This window comes from Methylococcus mesophilus (assembly GCF_026247885.1).
In the GTDB taxonomy this organism is placed as follows: Bacteria; Pseudomonadota; Gammaproteobacteria; order Methylococcales; family Methylococcaceae; genus Methylococcus; species Methylococcus mesophilus.
Window position 1 is genome coordinate 1,360,913 of record NZ_CP110921.1, and the last position, 21,903, is coordinate 1,382,815.

The 21,903-nt window shown below is 63.1% G+C and carries 23 protein-coding genes; 9 read left to right on the top strand and 14 right to left on the bottom strand.

Annotated elements, in window-relative coordinates:
* Nucleotides 1–27 precede the first annotated feature (27 nt).
* The 4 genes from OOT43_RS06185 (at nucleotide 28) to cysN (ending at nucleotide 4,811) form a co-directional block, all read left to right on the top strand.
* Nucleotides 28–1,044 (top strand): sulfate ABC transporter substrate-binding protein, encoded by a 1,017-nt coding sequence (locus OOT43_RS06185; RefSeq protein ID WP_266023953.1) that lies wholly within the window; start codon nucleotides 28–30, stop codon nucleotides 1,042–1,044.
* A 221-nt stretch (nucleotides 1,045–1,265) separates the two neighbouring features.
* On the top strand, nucleotides 1,266–2,120 hold the full coding sequence (locus tag OOT43_RS06190) for an EAL domain-containing protein (RefSeq protein ID WP_266023954.1): 855 nt from the start codon (nucleotides 1,266–1,268) through the stop codon (nucleotides 2,118–2,120).
* Between the two features lie 33 nt (nucleotides 2,121–2,153).
* Nucleotides 2,154–3,149, top strand: a complete 996-nt coding sequence (cysD, locus tag OOT43_RS06195) for a sulfate adenylyltransferase subunit CysD (RefSeq protein ID WP_266023956.1) — start codon at nucleotides 2,154–2,156, stop codon at nucleotides 3,147–3,149.
* Nucleotides 3,150–3,152: 3 nt separating this feature from the next.
* Nucleotides 3,153–4,811: a sulfate adenylyltransferase subunit CysN gene (gene cysN / locus OOT43_RS06200; RefSeq protein ID WP_266023957.1), complete on the top strand. Its 1,659-nt coding sequence runs from the start codon at nucleotides 3,153–3,155 to the stop codon at nucleotides 4,809–4,811.
* Between the two features lie 188 nt (nucleotides 4,812–4,999).
* Here cysN and OOT43_RS06205 read toward each other — a convergent pair whose 3' ends face one another.
* The 5 genes from OOT43_RS06205 to OOT43_RS06225 form a co-directional block, all read right to left on the bottom strand.
* A complete protein-coding gene (locus OOT43_RS06205; protein WP_266023958.1) occupies nucleotides 5,000–5,866 on the bottom strand; it encodes a cytochrome c oxidase subunit 3 in 867 nt (288 codons plus the stop codon).
* Nucleotides 5,867–5,902: 36 nt separating this feature from the next.
* The gene (locus OOT43_RS06210) at nucleotides 5,903–6,451 is read right to left on the bottom strand and encodes a cytochrome c oxidase assembly protein (RefSeq protein WP_266023959.1); all 549 of its coding nucleotides are present in this window, start codon (nucleotides 6,449–6,451) and stop codon (nucleotides 5,903–5,905) included.
* Between the two features lie 158 nt (nucleotides 6,452–6,609).
* A complete protein-coding gene (ctaD, locus tag OOT43_RS06215) occupies nucleotides 6,610–8,235 on the bottom strand; it encodes a cytochrome c oxidase subunit I (RefSeq protein WP_266023960.1) in 1,626 nt (541 codons plus the stop codon).
* 32 nt (nucleotides 8,236–8,267) lie between these two features.
* Nucleotides 8,268–9,389 carry a cytochrome c oxidase subunit II gene (gene coxB, locus OOT43_RS06220; RefSeq protein ID WP_266023961.1) on the bottom strand — a complete coding sequence of 374 codons (1,122 nt, stop codon included), beginning with the start codon at nucleotides 9,387–9,389 and terminating at the stop codon, nucleotides 8,268–8,270.
* A gap of 48 nt (nucleotides 9,390–9,437) precedes the next feature.
* Complete coding sequence (locus tag OOT43_RS06225) at nucleotides 9,438–9,914, bottom strand: DUF2244 domain-containing protein (protein ID WP_266023962.1); 477 nt, start codon at nucleotides 9,912–9,914, stop codon at nucleotides 9,438–9,440.
* Nucleotides 9,915–10,152: 238 nt separating this feature from the next.
* Between OOT43_RS06225 and OOT43_RS06230 the strand changes: the two genes are divergently transcribed.
* Entirely contained in the window at nucleotides 10,153–10,731 is a 579-nt protein-coding gene (locus OOT43_RS06230) for an exonuclease domain-containing protein (protein ID WP_266023964.1), read from the top strand.
* 17 nt (nucleotides 10,732–10,748) lie between these two features.
* On the opposite strand, the gene OOT43_RS06235 is transcribed toward OOT43_RS06230, so the two are convergent.
* The 4 genes from OOT43_RS06235 to OOT43_RS06255 all read right to left on the bottom strand — a co-directional run bounded on the left by OOT43_RS06235 (nucleotide 10,749) and on the right by OOT43_RS06255 (nucleotide 15,291).
* Entirely contained in the window at nucleotides 10,749–11,225 is a 477-nt protein-coding gene (locus OOT43_RS06235; RefSeq protein WP_266023966.1) for a protease complex subunit PrcB family protein, read from the bottom strand.
* A 61-nt stretch (nucleotides 11,226–11,286) separates the two neighbouring features.
* Complete coding sequence (locus tag OOT43_RS06240) at nucleotides 11,287–13,278, bottom strand: S8 family serine peptidase (protein ID WP_266023967.1); 1,992 nt, start codon at nucleotides 13,276–13,278, stop codon at nucleotides 11,287–11,289.
* Nucleotides 13,279–13,413: 135 nt separating this feature from the next.
* Entirely contained in the window at nucleotides 13,414–14,544 is a 1,131-nt protein-coding gene (locus OOT43_RS06250; RefSeq protein ID WP_317134052.1) for an SEL1-like repeat protein, read from the bottom strand.
* 87 nt (nucleotides 14,545–14,631) lie between these two features.
* A complete protein-coding gene (locus OOT43_RS06255) occupies nucleotides 14,632–15,291 on the bottom strand; it encodes an LON peptidase substrate-binding domain-containing protein (protein ID WP_266023968.1) in 660 nt (219 codons plus the stop codon).
* A 152-nt stretch (nucleotides 15,292–15,443) separates the two neighbouring features.
* Between OOT43_RS06255 and potA the strand changes: the two genes are divergently transcribed.
* Together potA and potB are read left to right on the top strand one after the other, a co-directional pair.
* The gene (gene potA, locus OOT43_RS06260; protein WP_266023969.1) at nucleotides 15,444–16,541 is read left to right on the top strand and encodes a spermidine/putrescine ABC transporter ATP-binding protein PotA; all 1,098 of its coding nucleotides are present in this window, start codon (nucleotides 15,444–15,446) and stop codon (nucleotides 16,539–16,541) included.
* Entirely contained in the window at nucleotides 16,525–17,376 is an 852-nt protein-coding gene (gene potB, locus OOT43_RS06265; protein ID WP_266023971.1) for a spermidine/putrescine ABC transporter permease PotB, read from the top strand. Before potA ends, potB begins: the two co-directional genes overlap by 17 nt.
* On the opposite strand, the gene OOT43_RS06270 is transcribed toward potB, so the two are convergent.
* Nucleotides 17,373–17,768: a GFA family protein gene (locus OOT43_RS06270; protein WP_266023972.1), complete on the bottom strand. Its 396-nt coding sequence runs from the start codon at nucleotides 17,766–17,768 to the stop codon at nucleotides 17,373–17,375. The two genes, potB and OOT43_RS06270, sit on opposite strands and share 4 nt — an antisense overlap.
* Before the next feature lie 23 nt (nucleotides 17,769–17,791).
* On the opposite strand from OOT43_RS06270, the gene potC reads away from it, so the two are divergent.
* Together potC and OOT43_RS06280 are read left to right on the top strand one after the other, a co-directional pair.
* Nucleotides 17,792–18,604 carry a spermidine/putrescine ABC transporter permease PotC gene (gene potC / locus OOT43_RS06275; protein ID WP_266023973.1) on the top strand — a complete coding sequence of 271 codons (813 nt, stop codon included), beginning with the start codon at nucleotides 17,792–17,794 and terminating at the stop codon, nucleotides 18,602–18,604.
* Entirely contained in the window at nucleotides 18,601–19,635 is a 1,035-nt protein-coding gene (locus OOT43_RS06280) for an extracellular solute-binding protein (RefSeq protein ID WP_266023974.1), read from the top strand. Before potC ends, OOT43_RS06280 begins: the two co-directional genes overlap by 4 nt.
* A 3-nt stretch (nucleotides 19,636–19,638) precedes the next feature.
* On the opposite strand, the gene OOT43_RS06285 is transcribed toward OOT43_RS06280, so the two are convergent.
* Genes OOT43_RS06285 through smrA form a run of 4 tightly spaced genes read right to left on the bottom strand, consistent with a single transcriptional unit; the run spans nucleotide 19,639 to nucleotide 21,879 of the window.
* Nucleotides 19,639–19,905: a Txe/YoeB family addiction module toxin gene (locus OOT43_RS06285; RefSeq protein WP_266023976.1), complete on the bottom strand. Its 267-nt coding sequence runs from the start codon at nucleotides 19,903–19,905 to the stop codon at nucleotides 19,639–19,641.
* Between the two features lie 2 nt (nucleotides 19,906–19,907).
* Nucleotides 19,908–20,159 carry a type II toxin-antitoxin system Phd/YefM family antitoxin gene (locus OOT43_RS06290; RefSeq protein ID WP_266023978.1) on the bottom strand — a complete coding sequence of 84 codons (252 nt, stop codon included), beginning with the start codon at nucleotides 20,157–20,159 and terminating at the stop codon, nucleotides 19,908–19,910.
* 50 nt (nucleotides 20,160–20,209) lie between these two features.
* Nucleotides 20,210–21,289 (bottom strand): phosphotransferase enzyme family protein, encoded by a 1,080-nt coding sequence (locus tag OOT43_RS06295; protein ID WP_266023980.1) that lies wholly within the window; start codon nucleotides 21,287–21,289, stop codon nucleotides 20,210–20,212.
* Nucleotides 21,286–21,879, bottom strand: a complete 594-nt coding sequence (smrA, locus tag OOT43_RS06300; protein ID WP_266023981.1) for a DNA endonuclease SmrA — start codon at nucleotides 21,877–21,879, stop codon at nucleotides 21,286–21,288. The genes OOT43_RS06295 and smrA overlap by 4 nt, the downstream gene beginning before the upstream one ends.
* Nucleotides 21,880–21,903 lie beyond the last annotated feature (24 nt).

The following is a 21,903-nucleotide window of genomic DNA, read 5'->3' on the forward strand; positions in this document are numbered from 1 at the left end:
TTACCGACCTAACGAACGGAGTAAATCATGAAATTATCGATCCGGGGTGGCACCATCGCGTCCCTGTTTTCCATCGCGGCCCTGCTCGGCTTCGGCACCGCCCGAGCCGCGGATCTGACTCTGCTCAACGTGTCGTACGACCCGACCCGCGAGTTCTACCAGGAATACAATGCCGCCTTCGCCAAGCACTGGAAGGAAAAAACCGGCCAGACGCTCGAGATCCGCCAGTCGCACGGCGGCTCGGGCAAGCAGGCCCGTGCGGTGATCGACGGCCTGGACGCCGATGTCGTCACCCTCGCTCTGGCCTACGACGTGCACCAGTTGCACGAGAAGCGCAAGCTGATCTCCGCGGACTGGCAGGCCAAGCTGCCCCACAACAGCGCACCCTACACCTCCACCATGGTGTTCCTGGTGCGCAAGGGCAACCCTCTGGGCATCAAAGACTGGGACGATCTGGCCAAGACCGGCGTATCGGTAGTGACGCCCAACCCGAAGACCTCGGGCGGCGCGCGCTGGAACTACCTGGCCGCGTGGGGCTACGCCCTGAAGAAATACGGCAACGAGCAGGCGGCGCGGGACCTGGTCGCGAAGATCTACAAGAACGCCGCCGTGCTCGACACCGGCGCCCGCGGCTCGACCATCACCTTCGCCGAACGGGAAATCGGCGACGTGCTGATCACCTGGGAAAACGAGGCTTACCTCATCCTGAAAGAGTACGGCGCCGACAACTTCGAGATCGTCGCGCCCTCGATCAGCATCCTGGCCGAACCCACGGTGACTGTGGTCGACGACATCGCCCGCCAGCGCGGCACCGGCGACGTCGCCAAAGCCTACCTGGACTACCTTTACAGCCCGGAAGGCCAGGAACTGGCGGCCAAGCACCACTACCGGCCACGCGACCAGGCGGTACTGGCCAAACATGCCAAAGAATTCGCCCCGATCCAGTTGTTCACCATCGACGAAGTCTTCGGCGGCTGGGACAAGGCACAGAAAACCCATTTCGCCGACGGCGGCGTCTTCGACCAGATTTATAGCAGCAAGTGACAGCAGTGGTACTGGGCGCTCCGGAGTTCGACACCCGTCACCGGAGCGCACTTTTCTCCCGCCGCTCATTCAACCCCGGACAAGAGCCAACACGATGAACCGCACAACCCGATGTCAGATCCAGATGAAGCCCGCATTCGCGCCTCGAATGCGGCTCCCCCCATCGGAACGATACGAACCACCGGACACCGGCCAGACACTGCCTATCGAGGACACCGACCATGCCACTTTTCGAACTCGTCAATTGCTTCAACCAAAAACTTAAGGAAGAGCAACTGCTCTCCGAAAATCCCCTGGAACTCCGCGGCGACCGCGTCGAAGGCCGCTTCGGCGACGCCCGGCTGAGCACGGAACTGCACCCCATCCGGTTGACCCACGCGCCTTCCATGGTCGTAGGCTACGATGCGTCGCTCAAGGCCGCCCAAACCGCAGCATCCGGCGACAGCACCGAACAGGTCTACGCCCTCGCCGACGACGGTCCGCCGGTAGTCAACCTGGACCGGCTCTGCCGCACCATTCACATGCTGAATTTCCTGCCTATCGCCCATGACGACGGCAGTCTGTTCCTGCATGTCCACCCGCGCCATATCCTCGGCGTAAAACGCAACCATGGCGCCTATTTCGAAGACGTGATCTTCCGCTGCGGGTTGTCGCCACGCCGGGTGGTCATCACCGTACAGGTGACGCCCGTCTATGACCGCCAGTTCGTCCGCCTGCTGGAAGGCGTGAAGAGCTACCGCGATCACGGCTACGGCACGGCTATCAAGTTCGACGAGCACTCCGACCACGCCTTCCTCGAGCGCTACTGCATCGAGTTCCTTTACCGCTTCGCGCCGGATTTCGTGCGGCTCGACACCGCCTTCTTCGCACGCTTGAAAACGCGGCCGGAATGGGCGAAAAGGAGCCAGAGCCTGCCCGCCGTCATGCGCGGACTGGATACCCAGTTCCTGCTGGAAGGCGTCGAAAAGGAAGCCGACGCCGCACTGGCCCGGATCGTAGGCGCCGACCTAGTCAAGGGTGGCTATTACGAACGGCTGGGATCCGGGGAACGCGAACCCGATCGCGCCATCGCTTGATCTACCCTCAAACCCTAAGGTATACGTCACAATATGGCTTGCAGCGCTCAACTCACTTCGCCGGCTTTCCGCGAATATTCCGTTCCCGGAAAGCCATTCGCCCCGTCCTTCGTTCGGCCGCCGCGCGAATGCAGGCTGACCCACCTGAAGCACCTGGAATCCGAGAGCATCCACATACTGCGCGAAGTGGTGAGCGAATTCGAGCGGCCGGTGATGCTGTATTCGATTGGGAAGGACTCGGCGGTGATGCTGCATTTGGCGATGAAGGCGTTCCATCCGGGCAAGCCGCCGTTTCCCCTGATGCACGTGGACACCACCTGGAAGTTCCGCGACATGATCGCCTTCCGCGACCGGCGGGCGCAGGAACTGGGGCTGGACCTCATCATCCACGTCAACGAAGACGGGGTGCGCCAGGGCATCAATCCCTTCGTCCACGGCAGCAAGAAGCACACCGACATCATGAAGACCGAAGGGCTCAAGCAGGCCCTGGACAAGTACCGCTTCGACGCCGCCTTCGGCGGGGCCCGCCGGGACGAGGAGAAATCCCGCGCCAAGGAACGGGTGTACTCGTTCCGCGACAAGCACCACCGCTGGGACCCCAAGAACCAGCGTCCCGAACTGTGGAATTTGTACAACGGCAAGATCAACAAGGGCGAGAGCATCCGCGTGTTCCCCCTGTCCAACTGGACCGAGCTCGACGTCTGGCAGTACATCTATCTCGAGAATATCCCCATCGTCCCGCTCTACTACGCCGCCGAGCGGCCGGTGGTCGAAAGGGACGGCATGCTCATCATGGTCGACGACGAGCGCATGCCGCTCGAGCCGGGCGAGGTGCCGATGCTGAAGAAGGTGCGGTTCCGCACCCTGGGCTGCTATCCCCTCACCGGCGCCGTCGAATCCGACGCCGCCACCCTGCCCGAGATCATCCAGGAAATGCTGCTGACCAAGACCTCCGAACGCCAGGGCCGGCTCATCGACCACGACCAGGCCGGCTCCATGGAAGAAAAGAAGAAGGAAGGGTATTTCTAAGCCATGTCACACCAATCCGACCTCATCGGCACCGACATCCACGCCTACCTGGCCCAGCACGAGAAGAAGGAACTGCTGCGGCTGCTGACCTGCGGCAGCGTCGACGACGGCAAGAGCACCCTGATCGGGCGGCTGCTGCATGACTCCAAGATGATCTACGAGGACCAGCTCAGCGCGGTCCGGCGCGACAGCCTCAAATCCGGCACCACCGGCGGCGAGCTGGATCTCGCCCTGCTGGTCGACGGCCTCCAGGCCGAGCGCGAGCAGGGCATCACCATCGACGTCGCCTACCGCTACTTCTCCACGGCCCAGCGCAAGTTCATCATCGCCGACACCCCCGGCCACGAGCAGTACACCCGCAACATGGCCACCGGCGCCTCCACCTGCGACTTGGCCATCATCCTGATCGACGCCCGCCACGGGGTGCAGGTGCAGACCCGGCGCCACAGCTACATCGTCTCGCTCCTGGGGATCAAGCACGTCCTGGTCGCCATCAACAAGATGGACCTGATGGACCACAGCGAAGCCGTATTCGACCGCATCCGCGCCGACTATCTCGCCTTCGCCGACAAGCTCGAGCTGCACGACGTGCGCTTCATCCCGATCTCCGCCTTGAACGGCGACAACGTGGTGCACAAGAGCGCGGCCATGCCCTGGTACGGCGGGCCGTCCCTGATCGCGCTGCTCAACACCCTCGAGATCGCCCAGGACCGGAACTTCGACGACCCGCGCTTCCCGGTGCAGTACGTCAACCGGCCCCACCTCGACTTCCGCGGCTACAGCGGCACCGTCGCCGCCGGGGTGTTCAAACCGGGCGACCCGGTCCTGGTGCTGCCGGCCAGGACGACCAGCCGGATCCAGTCCATCGTCACCTACGACGGCGAACTGGAGGCAGCCTTCCCGCCCCAGGCCGTCACCCTCACCCTGGAGGACGAGATCGACGTCAGCCGCGGCGACCTCCTGGTGCACCCCGACCGCCTGCCGCACCTCGACAGCCGCTTCGAGGCGCATCTGGTGTGGATGACCGAAGCCCCGCTGATTCCGGGGAAGCAATACCTCCTCAAGCACGCCACCCGGACCCTCACCGGCTCGGTGGCCGCCATCCGCCACCGGATCGACGTCAACACCTTGGAACAGCACCCGGCCGGTCAGCTCAATCTCAACGAGATCGGTTTGTGCGAGCTGGCATTGAGCGCTCCGCTGGCATTTGACGCCTATGCCCGCTGCAAGGATACCGGCGCCTTCATCGTCATCGACCGGCTGACCAACGTCACCGTCGGCGCCGGCATGATTTCAGGTCCGGTCCAGGGCGAAACCGGCTTCCGCAAGGTCACCGCCGAGGAGCGCGCCGCCCGCTTCGGCCAGAAGGCCCTCACCGTCTGGCTCACCGGACCCCAGCGTCATGAGATGGCTTATCGGCTCGAGCGGCAGTTGTTCGAACGAGGCTTCGTTTGTGCGGTGGTCGAAGCCGATCGGCTCGGCGCTCAAGCCGCCCTGGTGGCGGAGAACATCGTGCGGGCCGGCATCGTCTGCCTCTGCGCGTCCGACACGGCTCCGGAGGCGGACGGTGCCAATCGTGTAATCACGGAAGGCTCCCTGGACCTCGAAGAACTGCTCGCTCTGTTGGTTCCGGCCGCCGCCGCGCCGGATTTCGTGATCTGAGCCAACGCCATCAGCCATTCCGGCCGGCAACGGATTGCCGGGTGGAACGGCCTTGCTCAAAGCCCGGCCAATTCACTCCTGTGAGTGCAAATGGCGATACAAAGCTGAGTCGCCGACATGGCGACGCCTCGATTCAAGCCCCGAAAAAAAACGCTGCCGAAGCAGCGTTTTTTTAGGGTCGGCTCGTATCAGAGCCAGTACACGAAGATGAACAGTCCGAGCCAGACGACGTCGACGAAGTGCCAATACCACGCAGCGGCTTCGAAAGCGAAATGGTGCTCTGCGCTGAAGTGGCCGCGGATGCTGCGGAACAGCACGACCGTCAGGATGATCGCGCCGATCGTCACGTGCAAGCCGTGGAAACCGGTCAGCATGAAGAACGTAGAGCCATAAATGCCGGAGCCCAGGGTCAGCCCCATCTCCGAGTAGGCCTCATGATATTCGAAGCCCTGCAGGATCACGAACAGGAAACCCAGTGCTACCGTGGCGATCAGTCCCTTGATGAGTTGGCCGCGGTTGTCGGCCAGCAAGCCCCAGTGCGCCCACGTGACGGTGACGCCGCTGGAAAGAAGGATCAGGGTATTCAGCGCGGGAATGCCCCAGGCCGCCATCGGCTCGAATTCGCCGCCAACTTTGCCCGGCCCGTTGGTCGGCCAAACCGCGTCGAATCCCTTCCAGAGAATCTCATTGGTCACGCCCAGTTCGCCCTCGCCACCGAGCCAGGGCAGTGCGTAGATACGGGCGTAGTACAGCGCGCCGAAGAAGGCGGAGAAGAAGAACACTTCCGAGGTGATGAACCAGATCATCCCCCAGCGGAAGGAATGGTCAACCTGGTCGCTGTAGATTCCGGCGACGCTTTCGTGAATCACCGTACCGAACCAGCCTACCAGCATGGTCACGAGAATGCCGGCGCCGAGAATCATCATGGTCGGCCCGATGGAGAGACCGTTCAGGTAGTTCGCAAAGCCCGCCAGCAGGCTGGTCAAACCGATGGAACCGACGATAGGCCAGGTCGCCTTGTGCGGAATGTAGTAGGAAGCTGCGCTAGTCGCCATGTAAATCCCCTGATGAAATTCGAAGAAGGTTCAGCTTTAGTCTTTTTGAGAACTGGAAATATCGAAAAAGGTGTACGAAAGCGCCATTTCCTTGATGTCCTTGGGCAGACCCGGTTCGATGACGAAACGGACCGGCATCTCCCGGCGCTGGTGCGGCTCAAACTTCTGTTCCGAAAAGCAGAAGCACTCGGTCTTTTTCAGGTACGCCGTGGCAGTCCCCGGCGTGATGCTCGGTATGGCCCGACCCAACATCGGCCTGTCCGTCAGGTTCTCGCCGTAAAACTTCACGGTGTAATACTGCCCCGGATGAATCTTCATCTTGGGCGTCTCCACGCTGAAGGCCAACGGCATACGTTCGTTCAGCTCGGTGATGAATTCGATCGTAATCTCGCGTGAAGCATCGACGTCATAGGCAACCTCCTCGACCGCTTCGGTGCGCACCTTTCCATTCAGGCCGGTGATTTCACAGAACAGGCTGTAAAAAGGGGCCAAGGCAAATCCGAAACCGAACATCGCCAGCGCGACGAAGACGATGCTCCAGACGAGACGCCCGTGTTTCTTGCTCTCGGTATCCTGATGGCTCACGACGGCGAAGACGACGAAATCACTTTATAGATGGAGAAGACATACAGCCCGACCACGACGGCGACGATGACCCCGGTCAGGATCAAATTCTTCTTGCGTAAATCCATGGACCTTGCCGTTGAGGGCCCGCCCGAAGGCGAGCCCGTGTTTCATACCGGTTATTTAATGTCCGGCGCGGTCGTCCAGGTGTGGTACGGCGGCGGCGAAGGCAGGGTCCATTCCAGACCGTGCTCGCTCGCACCCTCCCAAACCTCGTCCGTCGCCTTCTCGCCGCCGCGGATCGCCTTGATGACGACCCATACGAAGATCAGCTGGGAGAAGCCGAAGATGAAGGCTCCCACGCTTGACATCGCGTTGAACTCGGCGAACTGTACGGCGTAGTCCGGAATACGGCGCGGCATGCCGGCCAGTCCCAGGAAATGCTGCGGGAAGAACAGGACGTTGACCGAGACCGTCGACAGCCAGAAATGCAGCTTGCCGAGCTTTTCGTCATACATGTGGCCGGTCCACTTCGGCAGCCAGTAGTAGGCTCCCGCGAACAGCGCGAACACGGCTCCCGGCACCAGCACATAGTGGAAATGGGCCACGATGAAATAGGTATCGTGATACTGCAGGTCGGCCGGCGAAATCGACATCATCAGGCCGGTGAACCCGCCCATGGTGAACAGAACCACGAACGCGATAGCGAACAGCATCGGTGTCTCGAAGGTCATCGCGCCCTTCCACATGGTGGCGACCCAGTTGAACACCTTCACGCCGGTCGGCACGGCGATCAGCATGGTGGCGTAGGTGAAGTAGAGTTCGCCCGCCAGCGGCATGCCCACCGTGTACTGGTGGTGCGCCCAAACGATGAAAGACAGGAAGCCGATCGACGCGGTCGCATATACCATCGAGGAATAGCCGAACAATGGCTTCCGCGCGAAGGTCGGAATGATGGTCGAGATCACCCCGAAGGACGGCAGGATCATGATGTAGACTTCCGGATGGCCGAAGAACCAGAACAGATGCTGGTACAGGACGGGATCGCCGCCGCCGGCCGCATTGAAGAAGCTGGTGCCGAAGAACTTGTCGGTGAGGAGCATGGTCACCGCGCCTGCGAACACCGGCATGACGGTGATCAGCAGGAAAGCCGTGATGACCCAGGTCCACACGAACAGCGGCAGCTTCATCAGGGTCATGCCCGGAGCGCGCATGTTGAAGACGGTCACGATGATGTTGATCGCGCCCATGATCGACGACATGCCCAGAAGATGAACCGTGAAGATGGCGAACGGGAGATGCGCGCCGCCCTGCAGCACCAGCGGCGGATACAGTGTCCAGCCCGCAGCTGGGGCGCCGCCGTCCATGAACAAGGTGCTGGCCAGCATTACGAAGGCAAACGGCAGGATCCAGAAGCTCCAGTTGTTCATGCGCGGCAGAGCCATATCCGGCGCGCCGATCATCATCGGGATCATCCAGTTGGCGAAACCGACGAATGCCGGCATGACGGCGCCGAACACCATGATCAGCGCGTGCAACGTGGTCATCTGGTTGAAGAAGTTCGGGTCGACGTACTGCATGCCCGGCTCGAACAGTTCGGCCCGGATCACCAGCGCCATGGCGCCGCCGACCATGAACATGATCAGCGCGGTCACCAGGTATAGGGTGCCGATATCCTTGTGGTTGGTCGTGAACACCCAGCGCATGATGCCTTTGGCCGGACCGTGATGATCGTGTTCATCGTGATGGCCGTGGGCGATATGCTCGTCATGGATGGCGTGTTCTTCGTGAGTTGCCTCTGTCATGGCTCTATGACCTCATCGAAAGCGTTGAAAAATCAGTTCCGCGCGGAAACATCCGACGGTTGAACCAGATCGCCCTTGTTATTTCCGAAGCCGTTGCGCTGGTAAGTCACGACGGCTGCGATCTCCACGGGGCTCAGGGAGTCGCCGAAGGCGGGCATCATCTGGCCCTTACCCTTTACGACCACGTCGAGATGGGTATTCAAATCGCCTGTGGCCACCGAACTGCCCTTGATGGCCGGGAACATTCCCTGCATGCCTTCGCCGTTGACCATGTGGCAACCCGCGCAGCTCGCGTTGTAGACCTCTTCGCCCTTGGCCATCAGCTCCGCCATCGAGTAGGTCTTGGCGGCATCGGCAACGGCCTTTTGAGCCTGAGCCTTCTGCGCTTCCACCCATTTGCCGTAGTCGGCTTCACTCTTGACGTCGACGACGATCGGCATGAAGCCGTGGTCGCGGCCGCACAACTCGGCGCACTGGCCGCGATAGATTCCCGGCTCCTCGACCTTGGTCCACGCATCGGTCACATAACCGGGGATGGCATCCTTCTTCCAGCCGAACTTCGGCACCCACCAGGAGTGGATCACATCGGCGGCGGTAAACAGAAAGCGGACCTTTTTGCCAGCAGGGATCACCAGCGGCTTGTCGACCTCCAGCAGATAGTTCGGCACCGCTTCCGGGTTCGACCGGACGCCCAGCTGACGCGCCTCGTTGCTCTTCGCGTCGAGCGTGCTGAAGAAGTCGATGCCGTTGTCGAGGTAGGTATAGCGCCACTTCCACTGGTAGCCGGTGACCTTGACGGTCATATCGGAGGCGCTCGTGTCGTAAGCCTCGATCATCACCTTGGTCGCCGGAACCGCCATGGCCAGCAGGATGACGAAGGGGATGATCGTCCAGACGACTTCCAACTTGGTGTTCTCGTGGAAATGCGCTGGCACCGCACCCTTGGACTTACGATGGTGCATGATGGAATAGACCATCATGCCGTATACACCCACACCGATCGCCACGCAGATCCACAGGATATACATATGAAGGTCATAGATATCCCGACTCAACTGGGTGACGCCCGGCGAGAGATTCAACGCATAGTCGGCATTCGCCTCCCCGAACGTTGCGATCCCCAGCCCGGTGATCAGTAGCTTAAGTTTTTTCACGGAGCCCTCTCCTCGGTATCTCAGGTCAATATCTTGCGGATCGAACCACTAGCCATTCGTCAATTCTTCTTTCAATTCCCGGTACAGCGCCTCGCGCTCCGACTCCACCAGGAAACGACCGATCTCTATCTTCCTGCCGTGGCGCTTCAGGCACAGCCGGCTCGGATGCCCCGCCGCCGGCCCCTCTAGACTGACACCGAGCCAGGCGCGGCGGAACCGGTAAGTCTGTTCGGGCCCCCGGATGCCGCGCTCCAGCAGGACATCAGTGTCGGTCACCGTGATCACTTCGCGCACCGCAGACTGCCTGAAAGCCAGACTGAAACAGTAGGCCAATACCAGCCATTCGGCGCCAGCAAACGGTAGGACGAACCAGCAGCCGATGAATGCGAACGCCGATCCGATGGAAGCCAGCACCAGGGCGAACCCGCCCAGCAGCAAATACGCCTGCCATCGTGTCAGCGACGCGTTGGGCTTCAGGACGATTCGCTTGCCGCCTGTCTGTGGATCCCGCTCGGACTCAACCATGGAACCGGCCCGTTCCCTGTTTCAAGCGCCCGCAGGAAACCCCGTTTCAACGCCCCGCTCAGGCATCATTCGGCCATTACCCCCAGTTTTCTGTGGGAATTCACTCACGACACAAAATCCGCAGAACTTTAACGTAACAGTCTGGGCAACGCAAGGAAGGAATGGACCTGACATTTTCCCGATGTTTGACGGAGCAACCCGGATTTGTGGATAGTGACTTTTGTTCAGGAGCAAGCATATGACCAAGATCAAACCGGAGGAAATTTACGTCAGCGTGGACATCGAAGCGGACGGCCCAATACCCGGCCCTCATTCGATGCTCAGCATAGGAGCCGTGGCCTACGGTCCCCACGGCAGCCCGCTTGGTGAATTCACTGTCAACCTGGAAACCCTTCCAGAGGCGACTCCTCATCCGACCATGACGGAATGGTGGCAGCAGTTCCCGGACGCCTGGAACGCTCACCGCCGGAACACGCAGCCGCCGGCCGAAGCCATGAACGCCTTCGCCGACTGGCTGGAAGGCCTGCCGGGCAAGCCGATATTTCTCGCCTGGCCCGCAACCTGGGACTTCATGTGGATCTATTGGTATCTGATCCGTTTCACCGGACGCCGGCCATTTTCAGAGCACGGCATCGACGTCAGATCGTACGCCATGGGAATGCGCCGCCAGACCTTCGGGCGCTCAAGCAAGAATTATCTGCCCAAACGCTGGTCTTCACCCAATCCACACACGCATGTCGCCGTCGACGACGCCCGCGAGCAGGGCGACCTCTTCATCGCCATGTTGCGGGAAAACCTGGGAATCAGGAACGAGTGAACGATTGCGAAAACGGTTTATTCGCCCTCGTCGCACGACATATCGACAGTGGATGTCCTGAATTCCACCGGCAGAGAGCTGCGCCGGATTTTCGCCCAGACGTGTGGCTGGGTCAGAACCTGCGCCGTCATGCAGCCCGCTCCCGGCCGGCTGAGTACAAGGCTCACCTGGATACGCCGGTCCTTCTCTTCGATGCCGGCAATACCGAGACGGTAGCCCCCGCTGTTCTTGGCGCCGGCGAAAGCGGCAATCACCATCTCGCCGGAAAAATCCAATTGCGGCAGGGAGGGCGCTGGAATGGAACCCGCGCCATGCGAGGCCCACAGCGACCGGAACGCTGCTTCGTCGAGGATCACCGCCGTCCGCTCGTCCTCGATGCCGCTTTGCGTACCCTGCACCAGCACCGTGAACGGAATCGGGCCGGCTATCGCGCCGGACGATGCGGTCATCACCGCCGCAAATGCCAGCCCCCGCCGCGTCAATGGGTATGTCATCGCCAACCTCGCTCGGGGGCGGGGCTGAAATGTCCGCCCCGAGCCCCTTGCCGAAACAACGCTATTGGGTAACCGTCAGCTCCACGTCATCGACCAGAAAGCTCGTGGCCCTGGACGAATTCTCCACTCCGCGGAACTGGAGACGGATGGTTTGTCCCTTGTACGCGGACAGATCGAAGCTCCTCTGTACATATCCCGACGAACGGTTCCTGTTGGAATACGTCGCCAGGGTCTGCAATACGGTACCGGCGGTATTGCGCACCGTCACGGTCAGCGTGTCACGCGCCGGCGCGCTGGTGGTTTCGCTGGTGGCGATCCGCAACCAGAAACTGAAGCTCGTGGCGCAGGCGTCGACCGGCACCGTGACCTGCTGATACAGGTCGTCGGTATGAGCCGTGCCATAGCCGTTCATCCACGCTTTCCAGTTCCCGCTGCGGGCTGCCGCGGAGCTGGAATTGTCTATGACGCCCGCGGAAGAGGTCCATGCCGTCGCACCGCTTTCGAATCCGGGATTTGCCAACAGCTGTGCGGTCGTGGAACACGCGGGCGAAGGTTCCCCGCTGTTTGCCGTCTCGGCGCTGACCGAATTGGAAACGGCTGAATTCCCGGCGCTGTCAGTGGCGATCGCGTTGAAGACGTGCGAGCCGTCCTCAACCGACGCGGACTCCCACGCCACGCCATACGGCGACGAGGTGTCGGTCCCCACGATGTTGCCATCGACGCGGAATTCGACCTTGGCGATACCGCTCCCGCCGTTCTCGTCCGCGGCAACGGCGGCAAGGTTCACCGCCCCAGTCAATGTGGCCGATGCCACCGGCGCCGTGAGAGTCACCTGCGGCGGCGTGGTGTCGACGGCAGAGGCCCCGACGAAACCCGTGTACAGCAGACGATTGGGAGACCCCGTGCCCGCCCCGGTGACCTTGCTGGCAGTTGCATTGGAAGTCAAAGCCGACGCGACCTGAGCCGGCGTCGCGCCCGGGAAGGCGGACAGATACAAGGCTGCTGCCCCGGCGACATGCGGCGTCGCCATCGACGTGCCGCTCATCACCAGGGTGGCACTGTCGCCAGCGTTGCTCGCCGAAGTGATGTTGCTGCCCGGCGCAAAGACATCCAGGCAGGTTCCGTAGTTGGAGTAGCTCGCGCGAGCGTCGGAAGAAGTCGTGGCGCCCACGGTCAGTGCAGCCGCGGTCCGGCCGGGCGACTCGTTGCAGGCATTTCTGTTGGAATTGCCTGCGGCGATCGCATAGGTCACGCCCGCATTGATCGAATTCTGCACCGCGGTGTCAAGCGCCTGCGAGGCGCCTCCGCCCAGGCTCATGTTGGCGACGGCAGGAAGCTGCCTGTTCGCGGTCACCCAGTTCACGCCGGCGATCACGCCGGACGTCGTTCCCGAACCATCGCAATCGAGAACCCTCACCGAAACCAGCTTGACGCCCTTGGCGACGCCGTAAGTCGAGCCGCCGATGGTTCCGGCGACATGCGTACCGTGGCCGTCGCAGTCGCGGGCGCCCCAGCCGTCGCTGACCGCCGTGTACCCTTCGCTGGCCCGTCCACCGAACTGTGAATGGCTGGTCCGGATGCCGGTGTCGATCACGTAGGCCGTGACGCCCTGACCCGTGGTGTTGTACGTGTAAATGCCATTCAGCGGGAGACCTGCCTGGTCGATCCGGTCCAGTCCCCAGGTTGCGCCGGACTGGGTAGCGTGGATCGAAATGATGCCGTCTTCCTCTACCAGAGCGACCGACGGATCCTTCGCCAGTGCCGCGGCTTCCACCGGCGACATCCTGGCCAGAAAACCCTTGACCGCATGCCGCCAGACGTCCGCCGGCGCCGCATTGTATAACTGCCCCAACCGGCTCAGCAGGCCGTCGAAGCCGGAGGCGCTCTCGGCTTCACTCCGGAAAATCACGATGTATTGCCCCGGAATGGGTCTGGCGGCGTGCCGGAACGTGCCGGCCTGAGCCTCTCCGGACCACGCCGCCGACAGTCCGGCAACAGCAATCAAAGGTATCGCGAAATGCCGGTTCGCAGATAGTTCCCATTCCTTGCTCATTTCCCCCCCTCCTCGCTATTTTGTCCCTTTCGGGAATCGAGTCCCGGCAGTCCGCCGGGACAGCTTTCGGCGTCCGTGCATCCATCTGACGATGTGACACTTCGAGCGTTCAAAAATCCCAGGGACTTCGTACGGCTACCACGCGCCAACGCCGCTTCCTTCCGGCATCTCGCCCGCCGAGGGAGCGATGCGGTGGAACGCGTCCCAGCGCCTGACCGGCCCTTCATCCGCGGCCTGGTCATACCAGCGGAACGCCTCTTCGAAATTGCGTGTTACGCCGCGGCCCTGCTCGTACATCAGACCCAAGTGGAACTGCGCGTCCGCGTGGCCTCGCTCGGCTGCAAGCCGGAACCAGTCCACCGCTTCGGCGTCGTTCCGCTCCACACCCAGGCCTTCCATGCACAACCGCCCGAGTTCGAACTGGGCCAGCGGATTACCCAACCCAGCGGCCCGCCGGTACCAGCGGGCCGCCTCGGCGTAGTCCTTGACCACGCCATGGCCCGCTTCATACATGGCCGCAAGCGCAGTCTGGGCGGTGGAATCGCCGTGCTCCGCCCGCCGCCTCCAGTCTTCCAGTGCTTTGCCGTACCAGCGTAGGGAGCCGTCCGCGTCGCGCGCCATGCCCAGACCCAACTCGGCCATCAGGCCCAGGTTGAAACAGGCGCGGGCATGTCCCTGGAATGCGCCGGCCCGATAGCAACGAACCGCTTCGGCATAATCGCGGACGACGCCCAGGCCATCCTCGTATAAGCGCCCCATCGCCCACTGGGCATGCGCACAACCTCGTTCCGCCGAACGGCCGTACCATTTCAGAGCCTCGCGGTATCCGGCTGCGACGCCTGCTCCGGCCTCATGGCAAAGACCGAAGACGAGTTGCGCCAAGGCATCGCCACCTTCTGCGCGCTCCCGCCACCGGTCCAGCGCCACGCGATACCATTTTCCCGCCTCGCCGAGGTCGGAAGGGAACCCGAGACCGGCCTCGAGAATCAAGCCCAGTTCGAGCGCCGCCGCCGGCTCGCCTTGTGCGGCGGAGCACCGGTACCAGTAGATCGCTTGCTGGATGTCCCTGACCGTGCCGAGGCCATCGCGGAAACAGAGGCCAACACGCCGCTGCGCCGAAGCGTCGCCCGCCTCGGCCTTCGTCACCCACGCCGTGAAGGCCGCCGCATCGTCGCCGCTCTCTAACTCGGGCGAGACCGGACCGGCAACCGTGGGGGAAGGACCGGTTAGGTTCCCTCCCGAATCCCGTTTTCCGCCCAACCCCATTCGCATCTCCTCGCTGCGCGCTGACGCCGATCTTGCCCGACACCGACGCATCGCACAAGTGCCTCGCGCTCGGCGCCTGCGGTACCGTCAGTGGCGTCTCACGGAACCCTGGGCTTGCGGCTCCGCAAGTTTGAATTCGAGCAGCTGCGCCAGGTGGTCCAGCCGCTCAGCGACGGACACGGCCTCCACCAACGCCTGCCTCTCGGCCATTTCGAAAGGCAGTTGGCCGATCATGAGGTTGACCAGAGACGTGGTCGGCATTTTCTCCAACAGCAGATCGTCGACTTCCATCGACTTGCGGGAAAAGTAAGTCCTGAGCAGCGGATAAAGGCGGTGGCGTTCTTCGCATTCACCCTCGTCGGCTTCGTAGTCGACGGAAAAACGCCCCCACCGGGCCATCACGCGCCGATAGCCGCGCGTGACCGCCAGTTCCTCGCCCACGTCGAAACGGCATATGCCGGTGAGCACGATGATCAGGCGGCCGTCCTGAGTCTCGCTGAAGGAAGTGATGCGTCCGGCGGTACCCGTCCGGCAAACCGCCGCGTCCTCCTCCGACGCGGAAGGATCGGGCTGCACCATGCCGATCATCCGGTCCGCCCCCAGGGCATCGAACACCATGTTGAGGTAGCGGGGTTCGAAGATATTGAGGGGCAGCTGGCAGCCCGGCATCACCACCGCACCGGGCAGCGGAAACATCGGCAGGCTTTCGGGAAGGCGGGAGAACGGCGGTGTGAATGAGTGGCTCATGCGTTTTTCACGTTTCGGCACCACCGCGGCAAGCCGGGTGGGAAAAGCCTATGGTCCGGTCGGATACCCTATTATGACAGCCCTCCCTGCGGATGTGCGCTTCTCGCAGGCCGAGGTTCCGGAGCGTCAACGAAAGTCGGACAATAGCGGCCATGACGAAACCGCCCATCGCCAGTTTCCGCTCCGTTTCCAAGCACTACGGCACCCACTACGCGCTCTGCGCCTTCGATCTCGACCTGAGAGAAGGCGAGCTGCTCACCCTGCTCGGCCCGTCTGGCTGCGGCAAGACGACGGTGCTGCGCCTGCTGGCCGGTTTCGAAACGCCGGATTCGGGCGAAATCCTCCTGGATGGGCGGACGCTCGCCGGCGTGCCGCCGGAAGCGCGCAACGTTAACACCGTATTCCAGAGCTATGCCCTGTTTCCGCATCTGAGCGTGTTCGAGAACGTCGCCTTCGGGCTGAGGATGCGGAAGCTCGGCGGCGCCGAAATCCGGGACAGGACCGAATCGGCGTTGCGCATGGTGCGGCTGGAAGGGCTCGGGGGACGCCGGCCGCTGCAACTGTCCGGCGGACAGCAGCAGCGCGTGGCGCTGGCCCGGGCCCTGGTCAACCGCCCGCGGGTGCTGCTGCTGGACGAATGCTTGAGCGCTCTGGACTACCGGCTGCGGCACGACATGCAACTCGAACTCAAGGAACTGCAACGGCAGACCGGCATCACCTTCGTCTTCGTGACGCACGACCGTGAGGAGGCGCTGTCGATCTCGGACCGCGTCGCCGTCATGCGTGACGGGCGGATCGAGCAGTTGGGGCGGCCCCGCGACATCTACGAGCGTCCTGCGAACCTGTTCGTAGCGCAGTTCGCCGGCGAGAGCAACGTGCTGGAAGCGACCGTCACGGCTAAGCCCGGCCCGGATGCCTTAACCGTAAGCGTGGCTGGGACGCCTGTCACCGTGCAGACCGACCGGAATTTCGTCATCGGCGAGAAGATCGCCCTCGTCCTGCGGCCGGAGGACCTCCATGCGCACGACGACGCCACCGGCCGCGGCGGCCTTGCCGGACGGGTGCTGGAACGCACGTACCGCGGCGTGACCCTGGATACCCTGATCGCCCTGGACGCCGGGCCGCGCATCAAGGCCTGCGAATTCTTCCGCGAGGACGCGCCGACGCTGGACCATCCGCCGGGTCAGCGGGTTCGTGTGGGCTGGACGCCCGGCTGGGAAATCGTTCTCCCCCATGATGCCGAAACTTGAAGCCTTCAAGACTGCATCCGTCGGCCTGCTTTCCGGCTGGCTGCTGCTGTTCGTGCTGGCGCCCAACCTGCTGGTGGCAGGGCTGAGCCTCCTCAGCCGGAGCCCGGCGGGCTTCGCCGGCGGGCCCGCGACGCTCGACAACTACCGCCGGCTGACCGACCCGATCTATCTGCACGTCTTCGCCGAGTCTTTCGCCACGGCGTTCATCGCCACCCTGCTCTGCCTGCTGCTGGGCTATCCCTTCGCCTATGGCCTGGCCCGCGCCCGGCCAAGGCTGCGCCCGCTGCTGCTGACCCTGGTGATCGTCCCTTTCTGGACCAACTCACTGGTGCGCATCTACGCCATCCGCGGCCTGCTCGCGGCCAAGGGAGCGGCGAACCACCTGCTGCTGGCCGCGGGGCTGATCGACCAGCCGGTACGGCTGCTGTACACGCAGACCGCCGAGATCATCGGCCTGGTCTACGTACTGCTGCCGTTCATGATCCTGCCGCTGTACGGCAGCCTGGAAAAGCTCGATTCCCGCCTGCTGGAAGCGGCCCGGGACCTCGGCGCCGGCCCCTTCCGGAGATTCCGGCACGTGGTCCTGCCGCTGACCCTGCCCGGCATCGTCGCCGGCTGCCTCCTGGTTTTCCTGCCGGCGCTGGGCCTGTTCTACGTAGGCGACGTGCTGGGCGGTTCGCGCCATCTGCTGGTCGGCAACCTGCTCAAGGACCAGTTCCTGGAAGCTCAGGACTGGCCTTTCGGCGCCGCCGCCAGCCTGGTGCTGATCGGATTGCTGCTGGCTTTCCTCGCGCTCTATGCGGGGGCGGCGAAACGCATCGCTCCGGACGGCTAGTCCCGCGACAGATGAGCGAGTTCAGCCGCGCTCGCCTCCCAGTTGCGGCCGTCGAAGGGCTCGACCGTCAGCCGGCCCACGGTGGAAGGGTCCAAGCAACGCGCGTTGACGCTGTAGCCGTCCGGATTGGAGCGGGGAACGTAGAACGACTTGATGCCGCAATGCCCGCAGAACAAATGCCGGGCCACGCCGGTGTTGAAGCTGTAGGACACCAGGGCATCTTCGCCGCGCAGGAGCTTGAATCGGGATGCCGGAACGATCAGGTGCTGGAATCCCGTCATGCTGCAAATGGAACAATTGCACTCCTGCACCACGAGATCACACCCGGCGCGGACTTCGAAGGCGACGGCGCCGCAGTGGCAGCCGCCGCGATGTATCACATATTCGGTCATGCGAAGAACGATGAGTCTTGAGAATGAGAAAGTCCGCCTGGCTTGAGCAGGGGAAGGACATTGTAGCGGCGATTCCGCTCGGCCGGCTGCACGGAATACTGGTCTATGCCTTTCTCTACTTGCCCATGGCCACGCTGATACTGGGGTCGTTCAATGCCTCGAGATACGGCATCGGCTGGCAGGGTTTTACCCTGAATTGGTACGCAAACCTGGCGGACGATGCCGAAATCCTCGCCGCGGCCCGCAATTCGCTGACGGTGGCGGCGCTGTCCGCCACCCTCGCGACCGTCGTGGGCACCCTGAGCGCGGTCGGCCTGTACCGCTACCGGTTCCGCGGCAGAAGATTCCTGATGGGCCTGCTGTTCGTCACCCTGATGTCGCCGGACATCGTCATGGCGGTGTCGCTGCTGGTCCTGTTCATCGGCTTGCGGCTGGAGCTGGGCCTGTTCACGCTGTGGTTGGCGCACACCGGCTTCTGCCTGCCTTTCGTCACCCTCACCGTGCATGCGCGGCTGCAGGGATTCGACAATGCCCTGGTCGAAGCGGCGCGCGATCTGGGCGCCGGGGAATGGACCGCCATCCGCCGCATCGTGCTGCCGCTGGCGCTGCCGGCCATCGCCGCGGGCTGGCTGATGAGCTTCACCCTGTCGCTGGACGATGCGGTGGTCAGCTTCTTCGTCACCGGTCCCGATTTCGAAGTCCTGCCGCTGCGCATCTATTCCATGGTCCGGCTCGGCGTGAAGCCCGAAGTGAACGCCCTCGCATCGCTGCTGTTCGCCGTCTCGCTGAGCTTCGTGGTGCTCGCCCAATGCCTGCTGCGGAAGGACCGGGAATGATCCGGCACCGGCTGGTCGCATTCGCGCTCGCGGCCTTCCTCGCCCCGCTGGCAGCGGGGCAGCGCGAACTGCGCTTCTTCAACTGGTCGGACTATCTGCCCCCGGCGGTGCTGGAGAACTTCACCCGCGAGACCGGCATCCAGGTGCACTACACCACATACGACAGCAACGAGGCAATGTATGCCAAGGTCAAGCTGCTCGACGGCGGCGGCTACGACTTGGTGGTTCCGTCCACCTACATGGTAGACCGGATGCGCAAACAGGGCTTGCTGCGCCCACTGGACCGCTCGCGACTGCCCCGCTTCGGCAATCTCGATCCATATCACCTCGACCTGCCGTTCGACCCCGGCAACCGCTACAGCGTGCCCTACCTGTGGGGGACGACCGGCATCGCGGTCAACGCCGAACGGATCGATCCCGCCAGTCTGCACGCCTGGGCCGACCTCTGGCAGCCGCGGTTCCGCCACGCCCTGCTCCTGCCTAACGACATGCGGGAGGTGTTCCACATGGCCATGCTGGTGCTGGGGCTGCCGGTCAATTCGACCGATCCCGCGCATATCGAAGCGGCCTACCGCAAGCTGCGCGAATTGATGCCCAACGTGCGCCTGTTCAGCTCAGATGCCCCTCAAGTTCTGTTTATCACCGGCGAAGTGGGCGCTGGGATGATCTGGAACGGAGTCGCCTGCCTGGCCGCGCGGGAAGCCCCCGCCATCCGCTTCGTCCAGGCCGCGGAAGGGCCTCTGCTGTGGATGGACAACCTGGCGATCCTCAAGAACGCCGCAAACCCGGACGAGGCGCACGCGCTCATCGACTACCTGCTGCGGCCGGAAGTGGCCCGGCTGATAAGCGAGACCGTAGGCTACGCCACCCCGAATGCCGCTGCCGTCGCAATCCTGCCCCCCGGGATCAGGAACGATCCGGTGATCTACCCGCCCGCAAGCGTGATCGGACGTGGGGAGTACCAGGTCGACCTGGGCGAGGCCATCAGGCTCTACACCGAATACTGGGAGAGGCTGAAAGCCGGGCAGTGAGGACTATGAGCCGTAGTAATGGAAACGGCAGGCGATGATCACCAGATCATCGTCCGTGGCGCGGTAAACCAGGCGGTGAGTATCGTCGATGCGCCTGGACCAGTAACCCGACAGGTTGCCGCGCAAAGGTTCCGGCTTTCCCAAACCTGAAAACGGTTCGCGAGCCGCGGCGGTAATCAGAAGATTGATGCGCTTGAGCGTTTTTCTGTCCTGCTCCTGCCAGTACAGGTAGGCCTCCCCGGCATCCGGAACGAAACGGATGACACGCACGCTCAGCCGCCGTCGCCGATCAATTCTCGCGGTACAGCCTGATCTGCTTTGTCCTGCTCGATCGCCCGCGCCAAAGCCGCGGCATTGGCCGGTGTTGACATCGGGTACAGGGTTTCCAGCATGCTGTTGTAATGCTCCAGGGACATCACTACGGCATCGCGGCGGCTGATGATGGTCACGTCGGCGTCCTGCACCACGCCATCCAGCACGGATTTGAGAGCATTGCGGGCATGGGAATAAGTCACAACTTTCATAGCGATACAACCTGTCCAACAAGATGTACAAATATCAGTAAGCCAGACACTCAAGGCAAGGAAGCCGCTACGATCCGCCGTATCGCCGCCTCGTCCGCTTCGATGCATTCCACCAGCCTGAACTGAACCCGCGCCCGGTGGAGATTGTGGCCGCGGCTTTCAGTGCGGAAGTACACGTCGCCGGCCAGATGGTCGGCGAGAAAACGGATGCCGAGTTCGAGCGGAATCAGGCGGATGGCGTCGTAGAGATGCTCGCGGTCCGCCGCTGTCAGCATATTGGCCGCTTCCGAGAGATACCCCCTCAAGATGGCTTCGCAAAGCGTCAGGTCGAAGCGCGTCGACTCCGGGTCTTCGGGAGATTCGCCGGAATTGTTGCAGCAGGAACGGAGGCAGTCGCCGATGTCGTAATGAACCAGGCCCGGCTTGACCGTGTCGAGATCGATGAGCGTCAGGGCGCACTCGCCGGCCCGGTCGAACAGGATGTTGGCGAGCTTGGGGTCGCCGTGGATGACGCGCAACCGCAATAGGCCGGCGGCCTTGGCCCGCTCCAGCACCGGCACGAAACCCCGCCGCGCCTCGACGAAGCCCAACGCCTGGCGGAGCGAGGGATCGTCGAGCCCCCCGGCTGCCGCCCGGGCCGCATCCAGTCCGGCGAGATAGCCCGGGGCGACATGAAAATCCGGCAGGGAATCTTCCAGTTCAGCGCAATCGACCTCGCCCAGCGCTGCGTGGAACGCCCCCAGCACGCGGCCGACCGCGACCGCTTGGCGCTCCGTCGCGATCCGGTCCAGCACCCGGCTGCCTTCGATGTAGCGCAAGGCCCGCCAGTGGCCGCCTTCGGCATCGAGCACGGTATCGCCGCCCTCGCGCGGCGCGATCAGGTCCGGCCAGTGGTCGGCGATGTCGGAGCGGCCGCCGCGAACATGGGCCTGGATCCGGCGCAGGTTGGCGGCGATCCGCTCGGGATGCGGAAACACCCTGGCGTTGATTCGCTGCAGCACGAAGCGGGGCGATGCGTCGGGAGACACCAGCCAGGTCTGGTTGATCAGCCCGTCGCCCAGCGGCTCGACGCCATATCCCTCGCCTGCCGGCAGGAAGCGCGCCGCCATGAATTCCGGTTCGACACTCATCGCGGCTTGAGCGAGGTCAGACCCAACTTCTGGCGGGTGATTTGCTTCTGTCTTTCGCTCTTCCGCAGCATGACGTAGACGGCGCCAGTGCCGCCGTGCCAGCGCTGGGCGCTGTGGAAGGCGAGCACTTCGTCGAATTGCGGCAACCAGCGTGCCACGTAGCTCTTTAGATAGGTCGGCTTGCCGGCCTCCCGCCCGCCCTTGCCGTGATTGATCAGTACCGTGCGCACGTCGTGCTTCATACAGTCGTGGACGAATTCGAACACCGACTTGCGTGCTTCCTCCACGCTCAGGAGATGCAGGTCGAGCACGGCTTCGATTTCGTAGACACCCTGCTCCAACTTGCGGAACACCGCGTGCTGGATGCCCTGGCGGCGGAAGCTCAGCACCGCCTCGCGATCGAGGAACTCGACGAAGTCGGTGGTGAGGAAATTGGGGTCGCGCCCCACGGCCCGCTGCGCCGCCGAACGGCGGTAGAGCTGGCCCGGCGTGGGCCCCTCCTTGGGGCGCAAGGGTGCGTGGTCCGTGGGCTTGAGTGGCGTCACGCCTTCCATCTCACGCCGGAACAGTTCGTTGTCATCGGTATTCATTGGGACAATTCTTTCATGGGAGGG